Annotated in this window: 10 protein-coding genes; 9 read left to right on the top strand and 1 reads right to left on the bottom strand. The window is 61.5% G+C overall.

Going from position 1 to position 12,478, the window contains the following annotated elements:
- From ABRP98_RS08855 to mobA, 5 genes are all read left to right on the top strand, one after another.
- Window positions 1–748: AMP-binding enzyme (locus tag ABRP98_RS08855; protein WP_502878795.1), on the top strand; the 748-nt coding region annotated here is incomplete at its 5' end.
- Between the two features lie 61 nt (window positions 749–809).
- Window positions 810–1,925 carry a GTP 3',8-cyclase MoaA gene (gene moaA / locus ABRP98_RS08850; protein ID WP_349858774.1) on the top strand — a complete coding sequence of 372 codons (1,116 nt, stop codon included), beginning with the start codon at window positions 810–812 and terminating at the stop codon, window positions 1,923–1,925.
- 11 nt (window positions 1,926–1,936) lie between these two features.
- Window positions 1,937–3,136: a molybdopterin molybdotransferase MoeA gene (locus tag ABRP98_RS08845; protein ID WP_349858772.1), complete on the top strand. Its 1,200-nt coding sequence runs from the start codon at window positions 1,937–1,939 to the stop codon at window positions 3,134–3,136.
- Between the two features lie 15 nt (window positions 3,137–3,151).
- Complete coding sequence (gene moaC / locus ABRP98_RS08840) at window positions 3,152–3,631, top strand: cyclic pyranopterin monophosphate synthase MoaC (protein WP_023026346.1); 480 nt, start codon at window positions 3,152–3,154, stop codon at window positions 3,629–3,631.
- The gene (gene mobA / locus ABRP98_RS08835; RefSeq protein ID WP_284769846.1) at window positions 3,631–4,206 is read left to right on the top strand and encodes a molybdenum cofactor guanylyltransferase; all 576 of its coding nucleotides are present in this window, start codon (window positions 3,631–3,633) and stop codon (window positions 4,204–4,206) included. The genes moaC and mobA overlap by 1 nt, the downstream gene beginning before the upstream one ends.
- Before the next feature lie 52 nt (window positions 4,207–4,258).
- Here mobA and ABRP98_RS08830 read toward each other — a convergent pair whose 3' ends face one another.
- On the bottom strand, window positions 4,259–4,738 hold the full coding sequence (locus ABRP98_RS08830; protein WP_284782557.1) for a molybdopterin-binding protein: 480 nt from the start codon (window positions 4,736–4,738) through the stop codon (window positions 4,259–4,261).
- Between the two features lie 228 nt (window positions 4,739–4,966).
- On the opposite strand from ABRP98_RS08830, the gene ABRP98_RS08825 reads away from it, so the two are divergent.
- The 4 genes from ABRP98_RS08825 to narJ are packed head-to-tail and all read left to right on the top strand — an operon-like array spanning window position 4,967 to window position 12,476.
- Window positions 4,967–6,292, top strand: a complete 1,326-nt coding sequence (locus tag ABRP98_RS08825) for a nitrate/nitrite transporter (RefSeq protein ID WP_284769848.1) — start codon at window positions 4,967–4,969, stop codon at window positions 6,290–6,292.
- 18 nt (window positions 6,293–6,310) lie between these two features.
- Complete coding sequence (locus ABRP98_RS08820; RefSeq protein WP_349858770.1) at window positions 6,311–10,048, top strand: nitrate reductase subunit alpha; 3,738 nt, start codon at window positions 6,311–6,313, stop codon at window positions 10,046–10,048.
- The gene (gene narH, locus ABRP98_RS08815) at window positions 10,048–11,640 is read left to right on the top strand and encodes a nitrate reductase subunit beta (protein ID WP_349858769.1); all 1,593 of its coding nucleotides are present in this window, start codon (window positions 10,048–10,050) and stop codon (window positions 11,638–11,640) included. Before ABRP98_RS08820 ends, narH begins: the two co-directional genes overlap by 1 nt.
- 8 nt (window positions 11,641–11,648) lie before the next feature.
- Complete coding sequence (gene narJ, locus ABRP98_RS08810; RefSeq protein WP_349858767.1) at window positions 11,649–12,476, top strand: nitrate reductase molybdenum cofactor assembly chaperone; 828 nt, start codon at window positions 11,649–11,651, stop codon at window positions 12,474–12,476.
- The last annotated feature ends 2 nt before the right edge of the window (window positions 12,477–12,478 follow it).

Genomic DNA, 12,478 nt, shown 5'->3' with positions numbered 1-12,478 from the left:
CGTCGCCCGCCCGCCGCCGGGAGCGACCGGCGATACCCGCTGGGCTTATCGCATCTCCCAGGGAAAGATCGCCGCCTCGCTGCAATACCGCGTGGTCAATGACGGCCAAGTGGTATCGAAGACCGACCGCAATGCCGGTGAGCTCCAGGTGCGTGGCAACCTTGTGACCGGTTCTTATTATCATTCCCCCACCGCTGAGCCGGGTGAAGTAGCTTCCGAGTTCCGCGGCAAGCCGGTCGAGGCCGCGGAATCCAAGTTCACCGCAGATGGCTGGTTGCGCACAGGCGATGTCGGCTCCGTAACGAAGGACGGCTTCCTCACCGTGGAAGACCGCGCCCGCGATGTCATCCGCTCGGGTGGCGAGTGGATCTATTCGGTGCAGTTAGAAAACCTCATCATGGCCAATTCAGATGTGGTGGAAGCCGCGGTAATTGGCTACCCAGATAAGCAGTGGGTGGAACGCCCCCTCGCCGTGACCGTCTTGGATGAACAAGCCTCTCCCACCATCGAAACGGCCGAAAAATTGCGCCAGAGCCTGCGCAAGGAATTGCCTAGCTGGATGCTGCCGGAGTACTGGGCCTTCGTAAAGTCCATTGATAAAACCTCAGTGGGCAAATTCGATAAGAAAGATTTGCGCACCCACTTGGCGGAAGGCGACTACAATATCATCCGCCTCAAGGGCCCAGGTGAAGCCCAGCGCCTTGACGAGATCAACGAAAGCGATTTTAACCGGGAAAACGAGGAATAATCATCAGCCAGGTTGCGTTGTAGCTTGGTGTACCTTGTTTCCCACTCTTAGACTGGCAGCAATGACTTCACCAACGCCTTCTTCTTCAGCGGTGTCCCTGCCCCTGCCCACCGTGGGCCGGACGCAGCCGCCGGAGGATTTACCTGCCGCAGCAAACGACGGCACCCGCGCCTTGGTTGATCGCTACGGCCGCAGGGCACGCGACCTGCGTGTGTCCCTCACGGACCGCTGCAACCTGCGCTGCACGTACTGCATGCCAGCCGAAGGCTTAGAGTGGATGCCCACGCAGCAAACGCTGTCCGATGAAGAGACCATCCGGCTTATCCGCCTCGGCGTGGAAAAGCTCGGCATCCGCCAGGTGCGCTTTACCGGCGGCGAGCCGCTGCTGCGCAAATCCTTGGAAAAAATCATCGCCGCTACCAAGGAACTCACCACGGATGAAGGTATCGCGCCGTCGACGGCGCTGACCACCAATGGATTGGGCTTGGAAAAGCGCGCCGCAAAGCTTGCCGCAGCAGGCCTCGACCGCATTAATATCTCGCTGGATACCATCGATCCACAGCGCTATGCCGCACTCACCCGGCGCGATCGGCTAGCCCACGTGCTCGAAGCCATCGCCGCCGCAGCCGATGCCGGATTGAATCCCGTCAAGATCAATGCCGTGGTCATGCCCGGCGTCAATGAAGCAGATATCGTCCCGCTGGCGGACTATGCGCTGCACCAGGGCGCCCAGCTGCGCTTTATTGAGCAGATGCCGCTCGGACCGCGGGAAAAGTGGCGCCGCGAAGACATGGTCACCGCAGATGACATCTTGCACCGGCTACAAAGCCACTTTTCCATGCGCCCGGCGCGCGAGCCGCGCGGATCAGCCCCGGCCGCTTTATGGGATGTTATCGCCCCCGATGGCACCGTCGGCAAGCTCGGCATCATCGCCTCCGTAACCCATCCCTTCTGCGGCGACTGCGACCGCACCCGGCTTACCATCGATGGTGCCGTGCGCAACTGCCTGTTTGGCAATTCCGAAACCCAGTTGCGGGATCTCATGCGCTCTGGCGCCAGCGACGAGGAATTAATGGAGGCGTGGGCCGGGGAAATGTGGACGAAGAAACCGGGCCATGGCATTGATGATGAGGGCTTTTTGCAGCCGGATCGTCCCATGTCTGCCATAGGCGGCTAATCTAATTATTTATGTCCGCATCGCGTTCCATTTCTGAGCACCTTTCCGCGGTTTTGGCGCTGGCGCCGGCACCGCGCGCAGAGTCCGTATCCGTTGGCCCCGCGCTGTGCGGCCGGGTATTAGCGGAGGATGCGACCGCGCGCTTTCCCGTCCCGCCATTTGCCAATTCCGCTATGGATGGCTTCCTCGTCCGTGTCGCAGATATTTCGGGCGCGGGCCCGTGGACGCTGCCGGTAGCAGGCGATGTCCCCGCCGGGGCTACGCCCCAGGCAGTTCCCGTCGGTCAGGCGGTGCGCATCATGACCGGGGCCCCGGTGGGCGATGCCACTGGCTTAATCGTCGTCCCAGTAGAAAACACCACCGTCCCGTCTGGACCCACGGAGTTGCCGCGCGAGGTCACCATCACCGCCGCGCCTGCAAAAACCCATATCCGCCCCGCTGGAGAAGATATACAACCCGGCACCATAGTTGCCCCTGCCGGCGCCACCGCGAACGCGGCGGTTATCGCGGCGCTTATATCCACCGGCATCTATTCTGTAAAGGCTTACCGGCGCCCGCGCATCGCGGTGATTTCTTCCGGCAATGAGCTATCCGCCTATCCGGATGAACTCGCCCCAGGGCGCCTGCCGGATTCCAATGGGCCGATGCTCGCCTCCCTCGCCCACACGGAGTCCTACTCGCACGTGGGCGACGATCCTGCGGAGTTATCCAGATTGTTCGATGAGCTCAGCGCATCCCACGACCTCATCATTACCTCCGGCGGGGTATCGGCCGGCGCTTTCGATGTGGTGCACGGGGTGCTGGGCACGGGCGATAATTCGTGGTTCGGGCACGTTCACCAGCGTCCCGGTGCGCCGCAGGGCATCGGCAGGTGGCGGGGTGTTCCGGTGCTTGCGCTGCCGGGCAATCCGGTGGCGGCTTTCGTCGGTTTCCAGCTCTATGCACGCCCGCTTATCGCCGCCTTATCGGGCCAGCCGCACCCGCGGGAGATCGTGCAGCTGAGTGCGAAGGTGGAGGTTTCGCTGCCATCGGCAAGCGCACGCCCCATCATCGTTCCTGTGACCGTAAGCTTTGCGGGAAAGCCCAGGATTACTGGCGCGTTAAGCCGTGGCAGCCACCGGGTGGTCTCGCTGGCCGGTACGAATGGGTATTGCATCATTGATGGACCTGCCCCCGCCGCGGGCGAAGAGACCACCGTCTATTTGTATTAAAGAGGAGAATTTTTCATGGAGTTTACCCACCTCAATTCCGCCGGCACCGCCTACATGGTCGATGTGACCGAGAAGCAGCCGACCGTGCGCACCGCCACCGCCGAGGGCGAGGTCGCCTGTTCCCCGGAGGTCATGACCGCGCTGCGCGAGGGCACCGTGCCCAAGGGTGACGTGCTGGCGGTCGCGCGCATTGCCGGCATTTCCGCGGCGAAGAAGGTCCCAGAGCTCCTGCCGCTCGCGCACACCATCGGCGTGCATGGCTGCGCGGTGGATCTCGAGCTTGCCGATGCCCACGTGAAGATCACCGCCACCGTGCGCACCGCCGACCGCACCGGCGTGGAAATGGAGGCTCTGACCGCGGTCAACGTGGCCGCCTTGGCGCTCATTGACATGGTCAAGGGCGTCGACCGCTCTGCTTTTATTCGCCGCTGTGGCATCGTGGCGAAATCGGGCGGGCGCTCCGGCGATTGGTCTAGGACCCTCCCGGAGGCTTAATGGACGGCGCGATCATTCTGGCCGGCGGGCAATCGCGCCGCATGGGCGGGGCGGATAAGGCACAGGTGCGCGCCTTTGGCCTGCGCTTGGTGGACCGCCTGCTGCGCCAGCTTCCCTATGGCATGCCGTCTATCGTTATTTCCCCGCATTACCTCAGCCTGCCGCAGGTGTGCGAGTCGCCGCTTTTCGGCGGCCCTGTCGCCGGCATCGAAGCTGGTGCGCGCGCTTTGTCGCATTGCGACCGCCTGGCACTCTTCGCTGTGGATGCTCCCGATTCCCCGCAGCTCCTCCCGCACCTTAACTACGCGTTGCAGGCCGCGCCCAGCGCCGATGCCGCGATTACCCGCGCCGCGGATGGGTACTTACAGCCCCTGTGTTCGCTGTGGCATACCGATGCGATCTTTGAACGCTTGGGCGCGCTGGAGTCAACCCGCAATGTCTCCGTAAAAAGGCTTATCCGCGGCGCCGATTTCGTCGAGGTGGCCGGCACCGGTGCCGAGCGCGATTACGATACCCCTGCCGAATTGCAGGACATTCCGCCGCACCCCGCCCTTCGCGCTCACCGGCGCGGCTAAGGCAAGTACACACCGCCCTCCCTGTGAGCGCGAAGGGATGGTGAGGGAGGCATTATTCGCCGCGGGAGCGGAAGACATCGGCAAGCAGCGGCGCAATAACCCCGAGGGCGTCTGCCACGGCGCCGGTAGACGAGGCGCAATTGATGATGAGGCTGCCGCCGCCGTGGTCGGTCATGCCGATGATCCCGCGGGACAGACCCGCCTTGGGCGAGGACTCGAGCCCGCGCAGGAGCACCTGGGTCTCCAGGCCGTAGAGGCGGGCCTTGATATAGCGCTCGGTGACCTCTGGGGTCAGGTTCGTCGCCCCGATGCCGGTGCCGCCGATTACCACGACTATATCGGTGCCGGTATCCACGGCGGTCCGCAGCGCGTCGTCGACTGGCTTAAGGCCCTCCGGCACGATGCTCGGTGGCGCGACATCGATGTCGTGGGTGCGCAGGATTTCTGCCGCTTTCTCCCCGGCGCGGTTCGGTTTTTCCCCGGCCAAAATGCGGTCCGAGCTGACGATTATCTGTGCCTTTCTTTGGGACATAAGTCTCATTCCTTTCCCACTGTGGAGTGTGGTTAATATCACATCATTCAGTTTTCGACACCAACACATTTGGGGCACGGGGCTAACCTGCGGCATCGGAATCGATCAAGAATTACGCAACATTTGTATGCCGTAATTAGATACGGATTTTACCGTTTTTATTTACCTTTTCGAGCATAGTCGCCGGTAGATTAAGGAGTTGAACGACCTACTACCTGTGAGGAAATCATGACTGCTCTTGATACCTCAGGCAAAGTCATCCAAGGTTGGGATCCAGAAGATTCCGACCACTGGGATTCCAAAATTGCCTGGCGCACACTGTGGATCTCCACATTCGTCCTTATCATTGGCTTTGCCACCTGGTACCTCGTATCGGCAATTGCCCCGCAGTTGAACCAGATTGGTTTCGACTTAACCCGCAGCCAGCTCTACTGGCTGACCGCCATTCCCGGATTGGCGTGCGGTATCTTCCGCCTCATTTTCATGTTCTTGCCGCCTATCCTTGGCACGCGCAAGCTCGTCTTCAGCTCCTCGCTGCTTTTTATCATCCCCATGCTGGGCTGGTTCTTCGCGGTGCAAGACTCCTCCACCCCTTACTGGTGGCTGATGACCCTCGCCTTCCTCTCCGGCATCGGCGGCGGCGTGTTCTCCGGCTTCATGCCCTCGACCGGCTACTTCTTCCCCAAGCGCCTGTCCGGTACCGCGCTGGGTATCCAGGCCGGCATCGGTAACTTCGGTATCTCCTTCATCCAGCTGGTTGCCCCATGGCTCATGGGCTTTACCCTGTTGGGTGTAGGTTTTGTTGCCCCGCAGCGCACCGATGACGGCGAAATCTTTGTCCACAACCCCGCCATCTTCTTGGTGCCGTGGGCCATCGTCGGCGCATTCCTGGCATGGACCCTGCTCAAGGATGTTCCCGTGAAGGCGAATTTCCGCCAGCAGATGGACATCTTTGGCAATAAGAACACCTGGATTCTTACCGTCGTCTACTTCATGACCTTCGGCGCATTTTCAGGCTTCGCCGCGCAAACCGCGCTGCTTATTAACCAGATCTTCGGCGAAGGCTCCGAATTTGCCGGCACCTACGAGAACCTGCCCGCCGGCGCGAGCTACGCCTTCCTCGGACCACTTATCGGTGCGCTCGTCCGCGCCCTGTGGGGCCCACTGTGCGATAAGTTCGGCGGCGCCATCTGGACCTTCATTGGCTGCCTGGGCATGACCATCTTTACCGTCGTGGCCACCTTCTTCCTCACCCCGGACGAGCCGGATGAGGTCTGGTGGTTCCTAGGAACCATGCTCATTTTCTTCTTCTTCACGGGCTTGGGCAACGCCGGCACGTTTAAGCAAATGCCCATGATTTTGCCCAAGCGCCAAGCAGGCGGCGTTATCGGTTGGACCGGTGCCATCGGCGCCTTCGGCCCGTTTGTCGCAGGTGTCTTGCTCTCCATGATGTCTGCACCGACGTTCTTCTGGGGCTGCGCCGTGTACTTTGCCATCACCACCGTGTTGGTGTGGATCTACTACGCCCGCCCCAATGCACCATTCCCCGGATAATTAGGAGCTTTCAACCCCATGACTGCATACTTCGCGCCCGAAAAGGGCTCTTCAACTCCGCTCTTTAAGTTCGGTGCCTACCTGCGCAAAGGCGAAGCTACCGATTCTGGTCAGCAGCTTTTCTTAAAGGGCGGCCGCCAGGCGGACGTCTTTTACCGCAACCGCTGGGCCTTCGACAAGATGGTGCGCTCCACCCACGGCGTGAACTGCACCGGTTCGTGCTCGTGGAAGGTCTACGTCAAAGACGGCGTCATCACCTGGGAATCCCAGGCGGTGGATTACCCCACCACCGGCAATGACATGCCAGAATACGAGCCCCGCGGCTGCCCGCGTGGAGCCTCCTTTTCCTGGTACACCTACTCTCCTACCCGCGTGCGCTACCCGTATGCCCGCGGCGTGCTGGTAGATATGTTCCGCGAGGAAAAGGCTAAGCACGGCGATTCCGTCCTGGCTTGGCGCGCCATCCAAGAGGACCCCGAAAAGCGCAAGGCGTATATCTCCCAGCGCGGCAAGGGCGGGCTCATCCGCATCTCTTATGAAGAGGCCATCGACATCGCCTCGGCCGCGCACGTCTACACCATCCGCAAGTACGGTCCTGACCGCATCAACGGCTTTACCGTGATCCCGGCCATGTCGCAGATTTCCTATGGCGCGGGCATGCGCTTCTTGCAGACCATCGGCGGCGTCGCGCTCTCCTTCTATGACTGGTACGCCGACCTGCCGCCGGCATCCCCGCAGACCTTCGGCGACCAGACCGACGTCCCCGAGTCCGGCGACTGGTACAACTCTTCCTACCTGATGATGTGGGGCTCGAATATCCCGGTCACCCGCACCCCGGACGCCCACTTCATGGTGGAATCGCGCTACAAGGGCACCAAGGTCGTCGTGGTCTCGCCCGACTTTGCGGATAACACCAAGTTCGCCGATGAGTGGGCCCGCATCGAGCCAGGAACGGATGCCGCGCTCGCCTTTGCCATGGGCCACGTCATTTTGAAGACCTTCCACGTGGACCGCCAGGAACCGTACTTCCTGAACTACATGCGCAAATACACCGACTCGCCCTTCCTGGTATCCCTGGAAGACCACGGCGACGGCACCTACACCCCAGGCAAATTCCTCACCGCCTCGCAGCTTGCCGATGCCACCTTGAACTCCTCCCCCAACGCCACCCACCGTGGCCTTGTGATGGAAGAAGACGGACGCATCGTTGACCCAGGCGGCACCGTGGCAGACCGCTGGGATAACGAGAGCGCCAAGTGGAACCTGGCGCTGGATAACGCCGATCCGGTCATGTCCATCGCAGAAACCGATCGCTTTGACACCGCCGAGGTGCTCTTCCCCCGCTTTGACCTGGATACCAACCCAGAGGACGTGGGGACCGACAAGCCCATTGGCGCGGGCATCGTCCACCGCGGCGTCCCCGTCCGCGAGGTCGACGGCAAGCTGGTTACCACCGTCTTCGACATCATGCTCGCCCACTACGGCGTCAACCGCGAGGATCTCCACCTGCCGGGTAGCTGGCCGAAGGACTTCCACGATGCCAGCGAGGTCGGCACCCCCGCCTGGCAGGAAGAGCTCACGGGCGTGGCTGCCGATACCGCCATCCGCATCGGCCGCGAATTTGCACAAAACGCCGCGGATTCCAAGGGCCGCTCGCAGATCATCATGGGCGCGGGAGTCAACCACTACTTCCACGCCGATAATATCTACCGCACCTTCTTGGCGCTGACCTCCATGTGCGGCACCCAGGGCGTCAATGGCGGCGGTTGGGCACACTACGTGGGTCAGGAAAAGCTGCGCCCCATCAACGGCTGGACCCAGTGGGCCATGGCCGCCGACTGGCAGCGCCCGCCGCGCCACATGATTTCTACCGGCTTCTACTACTTCGCCACCGAGCAGTACCGCTACGATAATTCGCGCGCGTCCCACTTGGGCTCGCCGCTGGCTAGCCACGGTTCCATCGGGGACAAGATGGTCTCCGATACCATGGCGGAATCCATGCGCCGCGGCTGGATGCCGGCCTACCCGCAGTTCAACCGCAACTCCCTCTTCCTTGCCGATGAAGCCGATGAGGCCGGCATGGACATCAATGACTACGTGGTCCAAGAGCTAGAAAGCGGCCGCCTAGAGTTCTCCTATGACAACCCGTCTGCCGAGAAGAACTGGCCGCGCATCCTGCTCAACTGGCGCACCAACCTGCTCGGCTCGTCCGCCAAGGGCACCGAGTTCTTCCTGCGCCACCTGCTGGGCATCGACTCGGACGCTACCGCGGAAGAACTCGCCCCCGAAGACCGCCCGCGCAGCATCAAGTGGGTGGATAAGGCACCGGAGGGCAAGCTGGATCTGATGATGACCACGGACTTCCGCAATACCTCCACCACGCTGGTTTCGGACCTCATTTTCCCGGCCGCAACCTGGTACGAAAAGCACGACATGTCCTCTACCGACATGCACCCGTACCTGCACTCATTTAACGCGGCGATTAACCCGCCGTGGGAGGCCCGCTCGGACTACGAGGTCTTCCGGGACTTGGCCGCAGCGCTCTCTGATAAAGCCACCAAGTGGCTGGGCGTGCAGCGCGATGTCATTACCCAGCCGAGCCACCACGACAGCCCGGACGAGCTTGGCATGCCCAACGGCATCGTCCCCGACCCCGAAGAACAGGGCCTTATCCCTGGGGTCACGATGCCAAAGCTGCACGTTGTCGAGCGCGATTACACCAAGGTCTACGAAAAGTGGGCGCACTTGGGCCCGCTTCCCGCCAAGGCCGGCACCGGCGTGCACGGCACCAAGTTCAACGTAGAAAAGCAGGTCAAGGAGCTCGAGCTCATCTGCGGCACCACGGAGACCTCCATGGGCGAGCTGGTGGATCTGTCCAAGGACACCAAGGTCATCGACGCCATCTTGCACCTGTCTGGTGTCTCCAACGGTGAGCTAGCCAAGCAAGGTTTTGAGTTCCTATCCTCACGCACCGGCAAGGATCTGACGCCACTGGGCACTCCCGATGAAGACGTACGCATCACCTGGGATGACATCAAGGAACGCCCGAAGGAGGTCATCACCTCTCCCGAGTGGACCGCCGATAAGCGTAATAAGCGCCGCTACACCGCCTTTTCCATCAACGTCGAGTTTGATAAGCCCTGGCACACGCTAACTGGCCGCATGCAGTACTACATCGACCACGACTGGTTTATGGACTACGGCGAATCGCTGCCGATCTTCCGCCCACCGCTAGATCACGTCCACATGCACGGCGAATTCGCGCCGGGCACGGAATTGACCAATGACCGCGGCGAGGCCGAAGTCACGCTGCGTTACTTGACCACGCACAATAAGTGGTCCATCCACTCGCAGTACTTCGACAACCTGCACGTGCTCTCCATCTCGCGCGGTGGCCAGGTGGTCTGGATGTCCAATAAGGACGCCGAGAAAATCGGTGTCACGGACAATGACTGGGTTGAGGTATATAACCGCAACGGCGTTGTTTCCGCCCGCGCCATCGTTTCCCACCGCATTCCGGAGGGAACCATGCTGTGCAACCACGCACAGGAGCGCACCGTGGGCACGCCGATCAACGAGCACACCGGCCGCCGCGGCGGCACGCACAACTCGCTGACCCGCATTTCCATCAAACCGGTGCACATCGCTGGCGGCTATGGCCAGCTGACCTACCACTTCAACTACATCGGCCCTACCGGCAATAACCGCGATGAAGTCACCCGCGTACGCCGCCGTTCCCAGGAGGTATCCTACTAATGAAAGTCATGGCTCAAATCTCCATGATCATGAACCTGGACAAGTGCATTGGTTGCCACACGTGTTCAGTTACCTGTAAGCAGGCATGGACCAACCGCGAAGGCACCGAGTACATCTGGTTCAATAACGTCGAAACCCGCCCCGGCCTCGGCTACCCGCGCACCTGGGAGGACCAGGAAAAGTGGAAGGGCGGCTGGGAGCGCACGGCATCCGGCAAGATCAAGCCCAAGGCAGGCGGGCGCCTCAAAAAGCTGGCCACCCTCTTCCACAACCCCAACCTGCCCACCATCCAGGATTACTACGAGCCCTGGACCTACCAGTACGAGGACCTGATGGGCGCCGAGGCGGGTCAGAAGACCCAGCCCACCGCCAAGCCGGTCTCCCAGATCGACGGCCGGGACATCGGCAAGATCGAATGGTCCTCCAACTGGGACGATAACCTGGGTGGCTCTACTGCCACGCTTGACGATGACCCCGTTCTCCACAACATGAACCTCGAGGTCAAGAAGGAAATCGAGGACTCGTTCATGTTCTACCTGCCGCGCATTTGCGAGCACTGCATGAACCCAACCTGCGTGTCCTCCTGTCCCTCTGGCGCGATGTATAAGCGCACCGAAGACGGCATCGTCCTAGTGGACCAGGACCGCTGCCGCGGCTGGCGCATGTGCGTATCCGGCTGCCCGTATAAGAAGGTCTACTTCAACCACAAGACTGGCAAGGCCGAAAAGTGCACGCTGTGCTACCCACGCCTCGAGGTTGGCCAACCCACTGTGTGCTCCGAGACCTGTGTAGGCCGCCTGCGCTACTTGGGCGTCATCCTCTACGATGCCGACCGCGTCGCCGAGGCCGCCTCCACCGAAAATGAGCAGGACCTTTTCGAGGCCCAAAAGTCGATCATGCTCGACCCCCACGATCCGGAGGTTGTCCGCGCGGCCCAGGCAGAGGGCATCCCGCACTCCTGGATCGATGCCGCACAGCAGTCCCCGATCTACGACCTCATATTCAAGTACGGCGTCGCATTGCCGCTGCACCCGGAGTACCGGACGCTGCCGATGGTCTGGTACATCCCGCCGCTGTCCCCCATCGTTGACAAGGTGACCGCGACCGGAAACGACGGCGAGGACCACAAGATCCTCTTCTCGGCGCTATCAAATATGCGCATTCCTCTGGAATACTTGGCGGGCCTGTTTACCGCCGGCGATACCGTCCCGGTGGAAAAGTCGCTGCGCAGGCTCGTCGCCATGCGCTCGTATATGCGCGATATCAACCTGGGCAACGAACCGCAGGAGGAAATCGCCCAGGCAGTAGGCATGACAGGCAGGGAGATGGAAGGCATGTACCGCCTGTTGTCCATCGCTAAATACGATGACCGCTACGTCATCCCCACCGCCTCGCCGGAATCCCCGCGCGGCATTACCGACTTGGATCCGTTTGGCGATGTGGACCCAGCCAAGGCCTCCGAAGACGTCTTCCACGACCTGGGCATGGGCGCGCCCGAGGCCTGCACCCACGGCGCCGAACCACAGGGCAAGGTCTCGCTACTCTCCTGGAGCGGTGACCGGCCCGATGCCATGTTCCCGCCGCGGAAGTAGGTTAAGCCGTGAATATCTTCGATAAACTCCGCAAGCGCCAGGAATCCCTGCAGCGGCAATCGGCCCCGCAGGGTGGCGATGCCCCCGTGGCTGGATTCGGAACGCCCGCTGGCATCGGTTCCATGGGCGGTGCCAAGGACGTCGAAAAGACGCTGCGCACCCACACAGGTCAAGTCCCCAATGAATTTGTCACGCCGGTCGAAGTCACCGAAGACCAGCGGCGAATCGTCGCCATGGCCGTGTCCGTGCTGCTGAATTACCCCGGCGAAGATATCTTTGACCGCCTCTCCGCGGTCGAAGACCAAGTAGATGATCTACCGCTGGCCATTGCCACCGACTTCATCAACTTCGCCGAATGGGCCCGCAGCATCGGCCCCCGCGGCTTGGAAGAACACTACGTCGAGACCTTTGACCAGCGCCGCCGCTGCGCGCTGTACCTGTCCTACTTCGCCGTCGGCGATACCCGCCAGCGCGGAATGGCCATTTTGTCCTTCCGCCAGCAATTGGAGTCGCTCGGCTTCGAGATTTCCGATGAAGAGCTGCCCGATCACCTCTGCGTGGTCCTCGAAGCCCTCGCCATGAGCGAGGGAGATACGCACGAGCGCGCCGTCGAATTGGTGGCCAGCTACCGCGAAGGAATCGAGGTGCTGCGCGCGGCCCTCGCCCACGAGCGCTCGCCGTATGTCAGCTTGATCGTCGCGCTGTGCAAGGCCCTTCCAGAAGTCGATTCTGATACCGCGCAAAAGTACGTCGATCTCATCCGCACCGGCCCACCCGCCGAGATGGTCGGCATTGCAGACCTACCCTTCCCCACTACCCAACCAGACCTCGTCTAGGA

Source organism: Corynebacterium sp. KPL2838 (genome assembly GCF_040225455.1).
Taxonomy (GTDB): Bacteria; Actinomycetota; Actinomycetes; order Mycobacteriales; family Mycobacteriaceae; genus Corynebacterium; species Corynebacterium rhinophilum.
Note: the sequence above shows the minus strand (reverse complement) of the source record. Positions and strands in the feature narration are given on the sequence as shown.